The sequence below is a fragment of the Chelatococcus asaccharovorans genome (assembly GCF_003201475.1).
GTDB lineage: Bacteria > Pseudomonadota > Alphaproteobacteria > Rhizobiales > Beijerinckiaceae > Chelatococcus > Chelatococcus asaccharovorans.
Genome location: NZ_QJJK01000005.1, coordinates 121,050 through 136,204 on the forward strand (window position 1 = coordinate 121,050; position 15,155 = coordinate 136,204).

At 66.1% G+C, this 15,155-nt stretch carries 15 protein-coding genes; 5 read left to right on the forward strand and 10 right to left on the reverse strand.

Translation table 11 applies throughout. The annotated features are described in order from the left end of the window. Positions 1–192: 192 nt before the first annotated feature. Both dapF and mtaB read left to right on the forward strand, forming a co-directional pair. Positions 193–1,062, forward strand: a complete 870-nt coding sequence (gene dapF, locus C7450_RS12785; protein WP_110374845.1) for a diaminopimelate epimerase — start codon at positions 193–195, stop codon at positions 1,060–1,062. After that, the gene (gene mtaB / locus C7450_RS12790) at positions 1,062–2,324 is read left to right on the forward strand and encodes a tRNA (N(6)-L-threonylcarbamoyladenosine(37)-C(2))-methylthiotransferase MtaB (RefSeq protein ID WP_110374846.1); all 1,263 of its coding nucleotides are present in this window, start codon (positions 1,062–1,064) and stop codon (positions 2,322–2,324) included. Before dapF ends, mtaB begins: the two co-directional genes overlap by 1 nt. Positions 2,325–2,339: 15 nt before the next feature. Here mtaB and C7450_RS12795 read toward each other — a convergent pair whose 3' ends face one another. Next, a complete protein-coding gene (locus C7450_RS12795) occupies positions 2,340–3,047 on the reverse strand; it encodes an RluA family pseudouridine synthase (RefSeq protein ID WP_110374847.1) in 708 nt (235 codons plus the stop codon). 154 nt (positions 3,048–3,201) lie between these two features. Here C7450_RS12795 and ftsY point away from each other — a divergent pair, with 154 nt between their 5' ends. Further along, positions 3,202–4,446 (forward strand): signal recognition particle-docking protein FtsY, encoded by a 1,245-nt coding sequence (gene ftsY / locus C7450_RS12800; RefSeq protein WP_110374848.1) that lies wholly within the window; start codon positions 3,202–3,204, stop codon positions 4,444–4,446. A 12-nt stretch (positions 4,447–4,458) separates the two neighbouring features. Here ftsY and C7450_RS12805 read toward each other — a convergent pair whose 3' ends face one another. The 3 genes from C7450_RS12805 to C7450_RS12815 form a co-directional block, all read right to left on the reverse strand. Next, complete coding sequence (locus C7450_RS12805; protein ID WP_110374849.1) at positions 4,459–4,791, reverse strand: YnfA family protein; 333 nt, start codon at positions 4,789–4,791, stop codon at positions 4,459–4,461. A 412-nt stretch (positions 4,792–5,203) separates the two neighbouring features. After that, positions 5,204–6,103: a sigma-70 family RNA polymerase sigma factor gene (locus C7450_RS12810; protein WP_245449684.1), complete on the reverse strand. Its 900-nt coding sequence runs from the start codon at positions 6,101–6,103 to the stop codon at positions 5,204–5,206. Positions 6,104–6,110: 7 nt separating this feature from the next. Further along, positions 6,111–6,572, reverse strand: coding sequence for a carboxymuconolactone decarboxylase family protein (locus C7450_RS12815; RefSeq protein ID WP_110374851.1), 462 nt, complete (start codon positions 6,570–6,572; stop codon positions 6,111–6,113). 254 nt (positions 6,573–6,826) lie between these two features. Between C7450_RS12815 and C7450_RS12820 the strand changes: the two genes are divergently transcribed. After that, the gene (locus C7450_RS12820; protein WP_110374852.1) at positions 6,827–7,408 is read left to right on the forward strand and encodes a septation protein A; all 582 of its coding nucleotides are present in this window, start codon (positions 6,827–6,829) and stop codon (positions 7,406–7,408) included. A 116-nt stretch (positions 7,409–7,524) separates the two neighbouring features. On the opposite strand, the gene C7450_RS12825 is transcribed toward C7450_RS12820, so the two are convergent. The 6 genes from C7450_RS12825 to ccmA form a co-directional block, all read right to left on the reverse strand. Next, positions 7,525–8,877 carry an adenylate/guanylate cyclase domain-containing protein gene (locus tag C7450_RS12825; RefSeq protein WP_110374853.1) on the reverse strand — a complete coding sequence of 451 codons (1,353 nt, stop codon included), beginning with the start codon at positions 8,875–8,877 and terminating at the stop codon, positions 7,525–7,527. A 67-nt stretch (positions 8,878–8,944) separates the two neighbouring features. Further along, positions 8,945–9,568 (reverse strand): DsbE family thiol:disulfide interchange protein, encoded by a 624-nt coding sequence (locus tag C7450_RS12830; protein WP_245449730.1) that lies wholly within the window; start codon positions 9,566–9,568, stop codon positions 8,945–8,947. Then, positions 9,528–9,860: a heme exporter protein CcmD gene (locus C7450_RS12835; RefSeq protein WP_110374855.1), complete on the reverse strand. Its 333-nt coding sequence runs from the start codon at positions 9,858–9,860 to the stop codon at positions 9,528–9,530. Before C7450_RS12835 ends, C7450_RS12830 begins: the two co-directional genes overlap by 41 nt. A gap of 8 nt (positions 9,861–9,868) precedes the next feature. After that, positions 9,869–10,678, reverse strand: a complete 810-nt coding sequence (locus C7450_RS12840) for a heme ABC transporter permease (RefSeq protein WP_425351187.1) — start codon at positions 10,676–10,678, stop codon at positions 9,869–9,871. A 45-nt stretch (positions 10,679–10,723) separates the two neighbouring features. After that, entirely contained in the window at positions 10,724–11,392 is a 669-nt protein-coding gene (ccmB, locus tag C7450_RS12845; protein WP_110374857.1) for a heme exporter protein CcmB, read from the reverse strand. After that, on the reverse strand, positions 11,389–12,234 hold the full coding sequence (ccmA, locus tag C7450_RS12850; RefSeq protein ID WP_425351188.1) for a heme ABC exporter ATP-binding protein CcmA: 846 nt from the start codon (positions 12,232–12,234) through the stop codon (positions 11,389–11,391). The genes ccmB and ccmA overlap by 4 nt, the downstream gene beginning before the upstream one ends. Positions 12,235–12,323: 89 nt before the next feature. Here ccmA and acnA point away from each other — a divergent pair, with 89 nt between their 5' ends. Next, entirely contained in the window at positions 12,324–15,011 is a 2,688-nt protein-coding gene (gene acnA / locus C7450_RS12855) for an aconitate hydratase AcnA (RefSeq protein WP_110374859.1), read from the forward strand. Positions 15,012–15,155: the final 144 nt, after the last annotated feature.

Here is a 15,155-nt window from a genome sequence, read left to right on the forward strand (position 1 = left end):
ATACGATTCTCCGCGTCCGCGAGCGAGAGATGCTTTGGTGGATGATCATCGCGATTTCGTGCTTATTTGCGGCAGAAGGCGTTATAGCTCGCAAATAACATAAAGCCATGACGCCACTGACGGATTGGCACCCTCTCGCAATCATTCTACAAGGCCCCTATCTCTCACCATGCTTGCACCACCGGCAAACCCATGAGCGCGCTCGCCAACCACCCCTTCGCCAAGATGAACGGCATCGGCAACGAGATCGTCGTACTCGATCTGCGCGGCGCGGGCCATGTCGTGACGCCGGCGGAAGCGCGGGCCATCGCCGGCCATCCCCGCTCGCGGTTCGACCAGCTGATGGTGCTGCACGCGCCCGTCACGCCGGGCACGGATGCCTTCATGCGCATCTACAACACCGACGGCTCGGAATCGGCGGCCTGCGGCAACGGCACGCGCTGCGTAGCCTGGCACCTCATGAAGGACGGCGACCGCGACAGCCTGACACTGGAGACCTCCGCCGGCCTCCTGCCCTCCACCCGCGTCGATGAACTCACCTTCACGGTCGACATGGGCGCGCCGCGGTTCGGCTGGGACGAGATCCCGCTGGCGGAGGCGTTCCGCGACACCCGAGCGATCGAATTGCAGATCGGGCCGATCGACGCGCCCATCCTGCATTCGCCGTCCGTGGTGAACATGGGCAATCCCCACGCAATCTTCTGGGTGGATGACGTGAAGGCCTATGACCTGCCGACCATTGGCCCGCTGCTCGAGAACCACCCCATCTTTCCCGAGCGGGCCAATATCTCGCTCGCCGCCGTGAAGGACCGTCGTCACCTCGACCTCTGGGTGTGGGAACGCGGCGCCGGCATCACGCGCGCCTGCGGATCGGCCGCCTGTGCCGCGGCCGTTGCGGCCGCGCGCAAGAACCTCACCGATCGTGAGGTTGTCGTCAGCCTGCCCGGTGGCGACCTCACGATCACCTGGCGGGAGAGCGACAGCCATGTCCTCATGACAGGCGCCGTCGCCTTCGAGTGGGAGGACCGCTTCCCACCGCAGCTCTTCGCGGGCGCCGCCTGATGGCGATCGACGTCGTCACCTTCGGCTGCCGGCTGAACACCTACGAAGCGGAGGCGATGAAGCGCCATGCCGACGCCGCCGGAGCCGACGACCTCGTCATCATCAACACCTGCGCGGTGACGGCCGAGGCGAGCCGTCAGGCCCGCCAGACCATCCGCAGGCTGCGTCGCGAACGGCCGGACGCCCGCATCGTCGTCACCGGCTGCGCCGCCCAGGTCGAGCCGGCGCGTTTCGCCGCCATGGCGGAGGTCGACCACGTCATCGGTAACGCCGAGAAGATGCAGGCCGGCACCTGGGCCGCGGTTGCTGGAACCTCTCTTGCCGGCGCAGTCCCCGCAGAGCGCATCCTGGTCGGCGACATCATGGCGGTGAAGGAAACCGCTGGCCATCTGGTCGATGGCTACGGGGGGCTGCCCCGCGCCTTCGTGCAGGTGCAGAACGGCTGCGATCACCGCTGCACCTTCTGCATCATTCCCTATGGCCGCGGCAACTCCCGCTCCGTCGCCATGGGCGCCGTCGTCGATCAGGTGCGGAGCCTCACGGAGAACGGCTGCGGCGAGGTCGTCGTGACGGGCGTCGACATCACGAGCTACGGCCGTGACCTCCCCGGCACGCCGACGCTCGGGCGCCTCGTCAAACAGATCCTCAAGCATGTCCCGGAGCTGCCGCGGTTGCGCATCTCGTCGATCGACTCCGTAGAGGCCGACGACGATCTGCTCGAGGCGCTCGCCACCGAGCCGCGCCTCATGCCGCATCTGCATCTCTCCCTGCAGTCAGGCGACGACCTCATCCTGAAGCGCATGAAGCGCCGCCACCTGCGCGACGATGCCATCCGCTTCTGCGCGGATATCCGCAAGCTGAGACCCGATGTGGTGTTCGGCGCCGACATCATCGCCGGCTTCCCGACCGAGACCGAAGAGATGTTCGCGCGCTCGCTCGCCATTGTCGATGAATGCGACCTGACACATCTCCACGTCTTCCCCTTCTCGCCCCGTCCCGGCACCCCGGCGGCGCGGATGCCGCAGGTCGACCGCTCCGTCGTCAAGGACCGTGCGCGCCGCCTCCGCGAAAAAGGCGCCGAGGCGCTCGCCCGCCATCTCGCGGGGGAGGTCGGCCGTCAGGTTCCGGTGCTCACCGAGAATGCAGAAATCGGCCGCACCGAGGGCTTCACGCTGGTGCGCCTCGCCGCCGCCGCCGTTCCCGGCCGCATCATGAACGTCACCATCGCCGGCCACGACGGGCACGAATTGCTCGCGGCCTGACCGGGGCGCCCCGCATCAATCCTCGTCCACGCCGAACTGCGCGAACTGCCGGCGCATGCGCAGCGGGATCGGCGCCTCCACGACGATCGGCGCACGCTTCGGGTAAAGCGGCACGCTCACGGCGCGGGCGTGGAGATGCAGGCGGCCGGCCGAGCGCGTTGCCCGGCCGTAGACACCATCGCCCAGGATCGGCCAGCCCATGGTGGCGCAATGCACGCGCAACTGGTGGGTGCGGCCCGTCAAGGGCTCCAGGGCGAGCCAGCTCTTGCCGTCGAGCCGCCCCAGCACGCGCCAGCGCGTGAGGGCCGGCAGGCCTGCGGGATCGACCTGCATGTTCCAGCCCTGGTCATGCTCGACCTGGCTTAAGGGAAGCGCGATCTCACCCGCGTCACCATCCGGCGTTCCCTCGACGATCGCCCAGTAGGTCTTCGTGACCTTGCCCTCGGCGAACAGCCGTCCGAGCCGCTCCAGTGCCTTGCGGTGGCGGCCGAGCACGAGACAGCCGGAGGTCTCGCGATCCAGCCGATGGGCGAGTTCCGGCCGGCGCGGCAGGCCGAAACGCAACACGTCGAGATGGTCGGAGAGGGTTTCACCCCCCTTGGAATCGCGATGAACGGCAAGACCGGCCGGTTTGTCGATGACGAGCATGAGCGCATCGCGGTAGAGAAGGCGGCGCATGATGTCCTGCGATGCATGCGTGCCGTCCGGCCTGTCTTCATTCATAACGTGGCTCCTGCTGTGGGCTAGCGTTTCAGGTGGCCCTCGGCAAGCGGTGTTTTTGCGGACGGGGCATGGATCCCAGTGTCATGGATCCCAGTGTCCGGGGCGGACGGCGGCGACATGTGCAGAATGGTGAGCAGTAGGGTAGAAGGCGACAATGGCTGAGAACGAGAAGCGGACGATGCTGGAGCGGCTGTTCGGCCGCCGCAAGGACCAGACCGGGCCGAATGTCGCCGATGTGCCGCCCGCACCGCAGGCGGACGATTCCCCCCTATCGCCGATCGTGCAGCCGCCGGCCGTGGCGGACACCCCGCCTGCCGGCGCGGCCGAACCCCGCCCCGTCGCGGAGACGGACGACACGCCGCCGGCGCCCTTTCTACCCGACGCGCCACGCGAGACCGCGCCCGAGGCTGCCGCGCCGGAATCCATGGAGCCAGAGCCTGAGCCCGCGCCGGCGGCCCCCGTCCCCGCTCCCGGGAAGCCCGCGAGCTGGTGGCAGCGGCTGACAGCCGGCCTGAAGCGGACATCCTCGTCGATCGGCACGGGGATCACCGATCTCTTCACCAAACGCAAATTCGACGCCGCCACCCTCGAGGAGCTGGAGGACATCCTCATCCAGGCCGACCTTGGCGTCGCCATGGCGGCACGCGTGACGGAGGCCATCGGCAAGGGCCGGCATGATCGCGCGATCGACCCGGACGAGGTGAAAGGCGTGCTTGCCCGCGAGATCGAAGCGGTGCTGGTGCCTGTCGCCAAGCCTCTCGTGGTCGCAGCGGACAAGAAGCCATTCGTGATCCTGATGGTCGGCGTCAACGGCTCCGGCAAGACGACCACCATCGGCAAGCTTGCCGCCAAATACCGCGCCGAGGGCCGCTCCGTCATGCTCGCGGCCGGCGACACCTTCCGCGCGGCCGCCGTCGAGCAGCTCAAGGTCTGGGGCACCCGCACAGGCGCGACCGTGGTGGCGCGCGACCAGGGCGCGGATGCAGCAGGCCTTGCCTTCGACGCCCTGCAGTCGGCGCGCGACACGGGAACCGACGTGCTGATCGTCGACACCGCCGGGCGCTTGCAGAACAAGGCGGGCCTCATGGCCGAGCTCGAGAAGATCGTCCGCGTGATGCGCAAGATGGACGCGGAGGCGCCCCATGCGGTCCTCCTGGTGCTGGATGCCACCACCGGCCAGAACGCGCTCAATCAGGCGGAGATCTTCGGCAAGACGGCCGGCGTCACCGGCCTCGTGATGACCAAGCTCGACGGCACGGCGCGCGGCGGCATCCTCGTGGCTCTCGCTGACAAGACCGGGCTGCCGGTGCATTTCATCGGCGTCGGCGAGGGCGTGGAGGATCTGGAACCCTTCACCGCGCGCGATTTCGCGCGGGCCATCGCCGGCCTTGACGCCTGAGCGACGGGCGGCTCACACGGCCCGGGGGCCAAGCAGGATGACCCCCGCCCCAAGGAGGCATATGGCGCCCCCGGCAATATCCCAGCGATCCGGAGCGATGCCTTCAGCACGCCAGAGCCAGATCAGCGACATCACGATATAGATGCCGCCGTAGGCCGCATAGGCGCGTCCGGCCGCGGCCGCGTCGACCAGCGTGAGGAAATAGGCGAAGGCGGCCAGCGACGCGACGCCGGGTATGAGCCAGAGCGCGCTGTAGCCAAGGCGCAGCCATGCCCAGAAGGCAAAGCAACCAGCAATCTCCGCCAGGGCGGCCAGGACATAGATGACGAGGGAGGGAAAAGGCATCGGCGAGATTGGTTAAGGATGAGGCAAAGGCTCCCGCCTTCGTGGCACCGGTTCCATGCCAATGTCAAAGGCCAGCGTCGATTTCCACGGCGGGTCATCCCGGGACGAGCATAAGCTCGGGCCCGGGATCCAGAACCGATACGGGCAGTGAGTGGCTGTTAGAGCAAATCCGGCTTAGATGGAATCGTCTGATACCATCCAAGCCGGTGAATTTGCTCGTTTATTTTGGAGTGCCGCCAAGTCCGCAACAGACGGACTTGCGCTAGCCTTTGCGCAATCTGCCTTCTTGGTGAAGATGCCTTTTTGCCGAATGGGCAGTGTTCATGGATCCCAGACAGCCGCTTTGCGGCTTCCGGGATGACGCGGAGGCTCCCGCGCATCCCCCGCACGAAGCACCGCATGTCGCCTGATCTCAGGACGCAAGCGGCGGAAGGCCCTCGGCCACATGCCTGAGCTTGTCGGGATTGCGAACGGTGTAGATCGCCTTGATGCGGCCCGCATCGATCGCCAGCGCCGTCGTCTGCAGAAGGCCCCGGCCGTCGATGGTCACGAAGCCGGGCAGCCCATCGATGACACAGCGCCGCAGGACGATCGTCGGCCCGTAGCCCTTCTTGCGGCTCAAGCCCTGGAAGAAGCGCGACACCTTGGCCGGGCCGAAGATGGGATTGAAGGTCGCGGCGACCTTGCCGCCACCGTCGCCATAAAGCACGACATCCTCGGCGAGGAGGGCCTGCAATCCCTGCATGTCGCCTTTGATGGAGGCGTTGAGGAAGGCCTCCGCGAGGTCCCGGCCCCGCTCGGGCGAAACCGGGAAGCGGGGGCGCGCCGCCTGCACATGCGCGCGGGCACGCCGCGCCAGCTGCCGGCAGGCTGCCGGGTCGCGCTTCAGCGACATGGCAATCTCGTCGAAGCCGACGCCGAAGACATCATGGAGCAGAAAGGCGGCCCGCTCGAGGGGTGACAGGCGCTCGAGCGCCAGCATCAGCGTGACGGTTATATCGTCCCCGCCGTCCTCGGCGAGCGGATCGACGATCGGCTCGGGCAGCCACGGCCCCACATAGCTCTCCCGCTTGACACGCGCGGACTTGAGCTGGTCGAGGCAGAGATTGGTGACGATCCGCGAGAGGAAAGCGGCCGGCTCGCGGATCCCTGCGGGTTCGCGATGATGCCAGCGGATATACGCCTCCTGCACGATATCCTCGGCCTCCGTGAGGGATCCGAGCATGCGGTAGGCCAGGCGGATCAGGCGCGGGCGCGCCGCCGTGAAGGCGTCGGCGCGCGCAGCATCCTGATCAGGAGCGCTGTCACTCACGGTGCGGTCACTCGGCGTCTTGCCGTTTCGGCATGGGATGGATGGCCCGGAAACCGATGGCAAAGCGGTTCCACGCATTGATCGTCGCGATCATCAGCGTCAGCTTGACCTGCTCCTCCTCCGAGAATTCCCGCTTCATGGCCTCGTAGTCCTCATCCGGCGCATGGGTCTTCGACACCAGGGTCAAGGCCTCGGTCCAGGCGAGCGCGGCACGCTCCCGGTCTGTATAAAGCGGCGACTCCCGCCAGGCGTCCAGCAGATAGAGCCGCTCCTCCGTCTCACCGGCGGCGCGCGCATCGCGGGTGTGCATGTGAATGCAGAAGGCGCAGCCGTTGATCTGCGACGCGCGCGTCTTCACGAGTTCGAGCAGGCTATGCTCAAGCCCGCTGCCAAACGCGCGCTTCTCCAGATCGAGCATCGCGCTCATCGTCTCAGGCGCGGCGGTATAGGGGTTCAATCTCGGCTTCATGTCTCGCTCCATGTCCTTTTGCCATGTCCTTTGCCGTGTCCTTTTGCCGTCTCCGGCCTTTGGAAACACTGCAATGCTGAGACGAGCGGGCGCTGTGGAATGTGACATGAACCGCCGAAAAATCTGAGCCGAGGATCCCGGGGTCGCGATGGATGGCGCAAGCCAGAGCACATTTGACGCGGAGCAAATCCGCAACAGACGGATTTGCTCCGCCGGAGTTGACGGCTTGTGGCGGAACAGGCAGACATCATCCCATGACCGATCCCAAGCGAAAGCCGCTCAACCCTTTGCTCAAGCTGGCCCTTGAGCTCGGCCCCCTCGTCGTGTTCTTTTTTGCCAACCAGCGTGCCGGCCTGTTCACGGCCACGGCCATCTTCATGGTCGCGACGGCGGTTGCACTCGCGGTTCACTACGCGCTGGTGCGGCACCTGCCCATCATGCCCATCGTCTCGGGAATCGTGGTGCTGGTCTTCGGCGGCCTCACGCTCGCGCTGCAGGACGAGTTGTTCATCAAGCTGAAGCCGACCATCGTGAACTGCCTGTTCGGCGGCGTGCTCATCGGCGGCCTTGCCTTCAACAAGCCGCTCCTACCCGTCGTCTTCGACAGCGTGTTCAACCTGGACGAGGACGGCTGGCGAAAGCTCACCTGGCGCTGGGGGCTTTTCTTTTTCTTTCTGGCAGGTCTGAACGAGGTGGTCTGGCGCACCCAGTCCACCGACTTCTGGGTGAACTTCAAGGTCTTCGCGACGATGCCGATCACCATCGTCTTCGCCCTGGCGCAGACCCCGCTCATCATGCGCCATTCTCTGCCCGAAAAGGATCAAACGAAGGCTTGACGGCGGCTGGAGCAAATCCGACTTAGGGAAAGCGTTGATACCATCCCGGTCGGATTGGCTCGCCATTGTCGAGCCGAGCAAGTCCGCAAGAGATGGAGTTGCTCTGGCGCTCGCCGTCAGGACGCGTGGATGGCAGGTTCGGCTTTGGGTGTCTCCCAGCCCGCAAGATCGGCAGGCGTGAACAGCTCGACGGATCCCGCCCGGCCACGCAGGCACTGCTCGCCGATATGGCGCCACGCGCGCCGATCGGCATGGGCGGCGTCGAGCGTTTCCCCCGAGACGAGGAAGGCAACCCGATGCAGCTTTGTTGCCTGCTCCAGGCGGCAGGCGACGTTCACGGCATCGCCCAGCACCGTGAAATCAAGGCGCATATCGTTGCCGATGGCGCCGATGAAGGCCTCGCCGCTATGTACGCCGATGCCGATCAGGATCGGCTCAAAACCATGCCGGCCCCGCTCCAGGTTCCATTGATCCATGCGCTCGAGGATTGCACGCCCGCAGGCCAGCGCCCGTGCCGCGTCATCCTCACCGGGCTCAGGCATGCCGAAGACGAGGAAGGCCCCATCACCGATGAACTTGTCGATGACACCGCCGTGCTCGGCGGCGGCGGCCATCACATGCTCGCGGAAGGTGCCGATGAGTTCCACGACGGCTGACGGCGACAGGCTCTCCTCCATGGCGGTCGAGCCCCTGATGTCCACGAACATGAGGGTCACCATGCTGCGGCGGCCGGCCTTGAGCTCGCTGATGCGCCCTTCCGCGAGCACCGGTGCGACTTCCGCCGGCAGGTAGCGGCCAAGATTGAGCCGGATGGTCGTCTCCTCCACCGCACGCACCAGCAGCTTGCGGCCACGCGCCGCCGCCAGGATGAGGATGCCGCCGGTGATCAGGAGAATGACCACACGCGCGAAATTGGGCTGCCAGCCGAACTGGTCTTCAACCATGAGCTCGGGCGAATGCGGAAGCGGCACGAATGCCGGCTTCGCATAGACGCCAACGACGACCAGCGACAGCACAAGCAGGACCGTGGTGTAGATCTGGACGCTCGGCCTGAGGCGCAGCACATTGCTCGCAAGAACGAGCGGCAGAGCCGCGACGATCGGGAACGACAGGATATACTGGCCCGTCAGGCCGGTTACCCAGACGTTGAGCCACATGTTGATGGCAACGATCAACATGTCGATCGTTGCCGTGACGAAGCTCATCCACCACCGCCAGAGGCGGATCCGCACCAGCCCGTAACTCACGAGGCCGGAAAGGAACAATGTGAACACGGTCATCTGGGCGTAGAGGATCTGATGCTCGCCGATCGGCGAGAAGTCGCTCTTGCGGTCCACGAAGGCGATCGCTGCCAGAAGGACGAGGCCCGTGACCATGCGGACGACGCTAGCCGTCCGCTCGGCGCTGAGCTCGGCGCTGAGCAGCAGGACGTCACTTTCCTTGGGAAGCTTGAAGGGGCGGGCGATCATGGATGGCCGTGGTCTTGGTATGCATGACCAATCGCGATGAATGGCCACACGGATGGGGAGCGAATCGTCAGGGCTGAGCCGCCTTGTCGATCGCTGCCTTGATACTCGTTTGCAGCGCCTCGGGGGTTAACGGCCCGATATGCTTGTGTCGAATGCGTCCGTCGCGGCTGACGATGAAGGTCTCAGGTACGCCGTACACGCCCCAGTCTATGGACGCCCGACCGGCCGCATCGACGCCGACCGCCGCAAAGGGATTGCCGAGCGCCCCGAGAAAGCGCCGCGCGTTCTCGGGATTGTCCTTGTAGTTGATCCCGACGAGCTTGACACGCGGATCCTGCGCCAGACTTGCCAGCAGCGGATGTTCCTGGCGACAGGGCACACACCAGGACGCCCATATATTCACGACCGTGACCGCGTTCGGGCCGGGCGGCAGCACGCTTTCGTGCGTCAGCCCCGGCACGGGCTGGCCGTCACGCAAGAGGCCCTCGAGCGGCGGCAGGGAGAACTGCGGCACCGGCCGCCCGATGAGGGCCGAAGGGATCTGTGCCGGATCGCCGGCGAACAGTCGCACGACGAACAACGCAGCCAGCGCGAGAAACAGCACGAGCGGCACCGCGAGCAGGATGCGGCGCCGTCGCAAGGAGGCGGCGTCAGCGGCGATCGCTCCGTCCGTCGTCGTGGGATCGCGCAGTACCACCCTCTTCGCCCTCGCCTCTGCCCGCGTATCCGGCACCCTGTGCCGATGATTCGCTTCCGACTGTGTCACGCCCATCGCTGATGGTCCGCACGGCACTTGCACCCTCAGGATGGCCGGACGATGGCACGCGGTGGCGGGCCACCCCACGCGCAGCCAATATATCCAGGGCCCTGTTCCGCATGCGGCTGTCGATGACGGCACGCAGAACGAGGCCGGCAATGACGATCGCCGCCGCCATATAGGCGGCCAGCACGAAGCCGATATGCGGACTATCGAGCGCGATCATCGCCCCCCTCACGCCGACCCGGCGCCGGCCGAACCGGCGCTGAGTGGAAGCGGGCGCTGACGCTCGGCGGCTCTGTCAGCCGCCTTCAAGGTCAGGCTGCGGGCGCGCCGCGCGAGGATTTCACTGCGCATGCCGGACATATGCAGGGTCAGGGCAAGCAGCGTGAGGCCGATCGCCATCGTGAACAACGGCCAGAGCATGCTGGCATCGATGGTGGCGCCGTCCATGCGGATCACCGATGCCGGCTGGTGCAATGTGTTCCACCAGTCCACGGAGAATTTCACGATGGGGATGTTGACGAAGCCGACCAGGGTGAGGATGGCGACGGCGCGCGCCGCCTGTCCCGGGTCCTCGATGGCGCGCCAGAGCGCCAGGATGCCGAGATAGATGAGAAAGAGGACAAGCACCGAGGTAAGCCGCGCGTCCCACACCCACCACGTGCCCCACATGGGCTTGCCCCAGAGGGAGCCGGTGACGAGGCAGAGCAGCGTGAACGCCGCACCGATCGGCGCCGCGGCCTTCTGCGAGACATCGGCGAGCGGATGCCGCCAGACCAGCGTGCCGAGCGCCGACAGGCTCATGATGGCGTAGAGCGCAAGTGCAAGCCAGGCCGCCGGCACATGGATATACATGATCCGGACCGTCTCGCCCTGCTGATAATCGGCGGGCGAGGAAAACAGCGCGAGATAGAGCCCGGCCGCAGTCACCACGGCGCTCAACGCCGCCATCCATGGCAGGATGCGGGCCGAGAGGGCCATGAAACGCGTGGGATTGGCGAGCCCCCACAGAAAGCTGGTCGGCATGGTGCTGCTCCGCATCACCGTGGTGTAGCGGCCGACAGTCTCGCCCGCAACGGTCTCATTCTATCCGCCTCCGCGTAACGCTGCCGCGGAGGCAACGGCGCCGGTCACGATCGCGACAAGGCTGAGCGCCGCGAGCACCAGGAAGGGCGTGAGGAAGGGCACGGTCCCCCCGATGGCCGCCTGCGCCGCCGAAACGCCAAAGATCAGGGTCGGAATCATCAGGGGCAGCACGAGCACGGCCAGGATGAGCCCCCCGCGCGGCAGGCTCGCCGTCAAGGCCGCCCCGATGCCGCCGATGAAGGTGAGGGCCGGCGTGCCGACCATCAATGTCGCCATGACGGCCAGCATCGCATCGGGCTCCTGGGCAAGGAGCAGGCCGAAGAGCGGTGACAGGAGCGCCAGCGGAAAGCCCGTGGTCAGCCAATGGGCGAGCCCCTTCACGATGACGACGAGCTCGAGCGGCACATGCGACATCCGCATGAGATCGAGCGAGCCATCCTCCTCATCGCCCTGGAACAGCCTGTCGAGGCCGATCAGCGTGGCGAGCACCGCCGCGATCCAGAGGATCGCCGGGCCGATGCGACTGAGCAGGTTGAGATCCGGTCCGAGCGCGAAGGGAATGAGCGTGACGAGCATCAGGAAGAACACGACGCCGAGCAGCCCGGAGCCGCCGACGCGCGCCGCGAGCTTCAGATCCCGGACAAGAAGGGCGCCGAGGGCGGCCATCATGCGCCGAACTCCCAGCCATCCGCAGCGTCGTGATACCCCGCCTGGCTCCCGAGAGTAAGCGAGCGCGCGCCTTCGAGCCCGAGCGGCAGGTGGGTCGCCGCGACGATGAGGCCCCCGCCCGCGAGATGCTGCCGCATGAGATGCGCGAGATCCTCCTGCGCCGCAGCGTCGAGCGCCGAGGTCGGCTCGTCGAGGAGCCACACGGGTCGGTCGACCGGCACGAAGCGCGCCAGGACGAGCCGGGTCAGTGCCACCCGCCGCCGCTGGCCTGCCGAGAGATAGCCCACGGGGATGTCAGCCAGATGGGCGAGCCCGAAAACATCGAGGGCCGCGGCCGCCTCGGCCGGTGTCGCCGGCGCCCCAAGCATGGCAGCGGCGAAAACGAGGTTTTCCGCGGCCGTGAGCGCGACTTTCAAACCGTCGCGGTGGCCGACGAGCACCGCCCGTTCGGCGAGTGGCGCGTCTTCCTCCCCACCTCTCCCTGCGGTGGCGTCGTCGCCGACGAGGCGGATCGTGCCGCCAGCCGGCTTGAGCCGGCCGGCCAGCGTCGCGAGCAGGGTCGACTTGCCCGCGCCATTGGGGCCTTTCACCACAAGGGCCTCACCACCGGCGATGGTGAGCGTGAGGTCATCGATCAGCAGCCGGCCCGCGCGGCGGCAGGAAAGGTGATCGATCGCAAGTTTCAAGATGAGCAGACCTCGGTGGCAGGGCACGGACGACGGGCAGCGAGAAGCGGCCACAGACAGTTTAGAACCACTATGATTCGTCTGGCGGTTCGCCGCGAAACTCTCTATATAGTGCGCAGGCTGCGCCGCGCGCGTGACGCGCGGGGACCTGGGCACCCCCGGGGCGGCGCGCGCTGTTGCGCAACAAGGCCGGCCTGTCTGTCTCAGCAGGACATCTGTGCCGTCCGTCCCCGAAGGATCACGCGATGACAAAATCCGTCGACAGTTTCTCCTCTCGCCGCACCATTGTCGCAGGTGGCAAGACTTACACTTACTATTCGCTACCGGAAGCCGAAAAGAACGGCTTGGAGGGAATTTCCCGCCTTCCCTTCTCCATGAAGGTGCTTCTCGAGAACCTGCTGCGCTTCGAGGACGGCCGCTCCGTCACGAAGAACGACATCATCGCCGTCAAGGACTGGCTGGTGAACCGCGGCACGGCCGAGCGCGAAATCGCCTATCGCCCCTCCCGCGTGCTGATGCAGGACTTCACCGGCGTTCCCGCGGTCGTCGATCTCGCCGCGATGCGTGACGCCATGGTCCATCTCGGCGGCGACCCCAAGCGCATCAACCCGCTGGTGCCGGTCGACCTCGTCATCGACCACTCGGTGATCGTCAATTTCTTCGGCAACAACGCCGCCTTCGGCAAGAACGTCGAGGAAGAATACAAGCAGAACCAGGAGCGTTACCGCTTCCTGAAATGGGGCCAGTCGGCCTTCGACAATTTCCGCGTCGTGCCGCCCGGCACCGGCATCTGCCATCAGGTCAACCTTGAGTACCTCGCGCAGACCGTATGGACCAAGACCGAGGACGGTGAGACCGTCGCCTACCCCGACACCTGCGTCGGCACCGACAGCCACACCACCATGGTGAACGGCCTCGGCGTGCTCGGCTGGGGCGTCGGCGGCATCGAGGCCGAGGCGGCCATGCTCGGCCAGCCGGTCTCCATGCTCATCCCCGAGGTCATCGGCTTCAAGCTCACCGGCAGGCTCAACGAGGGCATCACCGCAACCGACCTCGTGCTGACCGTCACGCAGATGCTGCGCAAGAAGGGCGTTGTCGGCAAATTCGTCGAATTCTTCGGCGACGGCCTCGACCATCTCTCGCTCGCCGACCGTGCGACCATCGGCAACATGGCGCCGGAATATGGCGCGACCTGCGGTTTCTTCCCGGTCGACGGCGAAACCATCGCCTATCTCGACGAGACCGGCCGCACCGACGATCGCATCGCCTTGGTCGAAGCCTATTCCAAGGCGCAGGGCATGTGGCGCGAGGCCGGCACGGCGGATCCGGTCTTCACCGACATTCTCGAACTCGACATCAGCTCCGTCCTGCCGTCCCTCGCCGGCCCGAAGCGCCCGCAGGACCGCGTGCTGCTCTCCGGCACCAAGGAAGGTTTCCTCGCCGCCCTCGAAGGCGAGTTCAAGAAGCCGGGCGAGGCGGCCAAGCGCTTCGCTGTGGCCGATGCCGACTTCACCATCGGCCATGGCGATGTGACCATCGCCGCCATCACCTCCTGCACCAACACCTCCAACCCGAGCGTGCTGATCGCGGCGGGCCTGCTCGCGCGCAATGCCGCGGCCCGGGGCCTCAAATCGAAGCCGTGGGTCAAGACCTCGCTGGCACCGGGATCGCAGGTGGTCGAAGGCTATCTCAACGCCTCCGGTCTCCAGACCGATCTCGACGCGCTGGGCTTCAACCTCGTCGGCTTCGGCTGCACCACCTGCATCGGCAACTCCGGTCCGCTGCCCGAGAACATTTCCGAGGCGATCAACAAGAACGACCTGGTCGCGGGCGCCGTCATCTCCGGCAACCGTAACTTCGAAGGCCGCGTCAATCCGGATGTGAAGGCGAACTACCTCGCCTCGCCGCCGCTGGTCGTCGCCTATGCCATCGCCGGCTCGCTGCAGATCGACCTGACGACCGAGCCGCTCGGCACGGGTTCGGACGGAAAGCCCGTCTTTCTCAAGGACATCTGGCCTTCCAACCAGGAGATCGCCAAGTTCATCCGCGAGAACGTCACCAAAAAGATGTTCCAGGAGAAATACGCGGACGTCTTCAAGGGCGACAGCAACTGGCAGAAAATCGCGGTGCCGACCGGCGAGACCTATGCCTGGGATGCGGGCTCCACCTATGTGCAGAACCCGCCCTACTTCGAAGGCATGGAGATGAAGCCGGAGCCGGTGACGGACATCGTCAAGGCGCGGGTGATGGGCCTGTTCCTCGATTCGATCACGACCGACCATATCTCCCCGGCCGGCTCGATCAAGGAAGCAAGCCCCGCCGGGCACTATCTCCGCGATCATCAGGTGCGCCCGCAGGACTTCAACCAGTACGGCACGCGCCGCGGCAACCACGAAGTCATGATGCGCGGCACCTTCGCCAACATCCGCATCAAGAACCAGATGCTCGGCGGCAAGGAGGGCGGCTTCACCAGGCACTGGCCCGACGGCACCGAGATGCCGATTTACGATGCGGCCATGCAATACAAGGCCGAAGGCGTTCCGCTCGTGGTGTTCGCCGGCAAGGAATACGGCACCGGCTCCTCGCGTGACTGGGCGGCCAAGGGCACCAAGCTGCTCGGCATCCGCGCCGTCATCGCCCAGAGCTTCGAGCGCATCCATCGCTCCAACCTGGTCGGCATGGGAATCGTCCCGCTGGTGTTCCAGGGGGAGGATTCCTGGCAGACACTCGGCCTGAAGGGCGACGAGATCGTCACCATCCGCGGCATCGAGGGTGATCTCAAGCCGCGCCAGACGCTGATCGCCGAGATCACCTTCGCCGACGGCACGATCAAGAACGTCCCGCTCACCTGCCGCATCGATACGCTCGACGAGCTGGATTATTTCCGCAACGGCGGGATCCTGCAGTACGTCCTGCGCAATCTCGCAGCCTGACGACGGCAGAGGCGGCCCAGCCGGGCCGCCATTCTTCCCGTTATCCAGCCAGCCGTTATCCAGCCAACCGTTATCCAGCCATGTGCGCGGCAGGCGGGTTTCAAGGGGTTCATGCAAGGCCCGCCCCGGCTTCCAGCCACCGGG

Excerpts from the sequence above, each read along its gene's own strand:
- C7450_RS12825 (WP_110374853.1), bottom strand. The coding sequence starts at position 8,877 with ATGATCGCCCGCCCCTTCAAGCTTCCCAAGGAAAGTGACGTCCTGCTG.
- acnA (WP_110374859.1), top strand. The coding sequence starts at position 12,324 with ATGACAAAATCCGTCGACAGTTTCTCCTCTCGCCGCACCATTGTCGCA.
- C7450_RS12820 (WP_110374852.1), top strand. The coding sequence starts at position 6,827 with ATGACCGATCCCAAGCGAAAGCCGCTCAACCCTTTGCTCAAGCTGGCC.
- C7450_RS12815 (WP_110374851.1), bottom strand. The coding sequence starts at position 6,572 with ATGAAGCCGAGATTGAACCCCTATACCGCCGCGCCTGAGACGATGAGC.
- C7450_RS12805 (WP_110374849.1), bottom strand. The coding sequence starts at position 4,791 with ATGCCTTTTCCCTCCCTCGTCATCTATGTCCTGGCCGCCCTGGCGGAG.
- C7450_RS12835 (WP_110374855.1), bottom strand. The coding sequence starts at position 9,860 with ATGATCGCGCTCGATAGTCCGCATATCGGCTTCGTGCTGGCCGCCTAT.
- C7450_RS12795 (WP_110374847.1), bottom strand. The coding sequence starts at position 3,047 with ATGAATGAAGACAGGCCGGACGGCACGCATGCATCGCAGGACATCATG.
- ftsY (WP_110374848.1), top strand. The coding sequence starts at position 3,202 with ATGGCTGAGAACGAGAAGCGGACGATGCTGGAGCGGCTGTTCGGCCGC.
- ccmB (WP_110374857.1), bottom strand. The coding sequence starts at position 11,392 with ATGATGGCCGCCCTCGGCGCCCTTCTTGTCCGGGATCTGAAGCTCGCG.
- mtaB (WP_110374846.1), top strand. The coding sequence starts at position 1,062 with ATGGCGATCGACGTCGTCACCTTCGGCTGCCGGCTGAACACCTACGAA.
- dapF (WP_110374845.1), top strand. The coding sequence starts at position 193 with ATGAGCGCGCTCGCCAACCACCCCTTCGCCAAGATGAACGGCATCGGC.
- C7450_RS12840 (WP_425351187.1), bottom strand. The coding sequence starts at position 10,678 with ATGCGGAGCAGCACCATGCCGACCAGCTTTCTGTGGGGGCTCGCCAAT.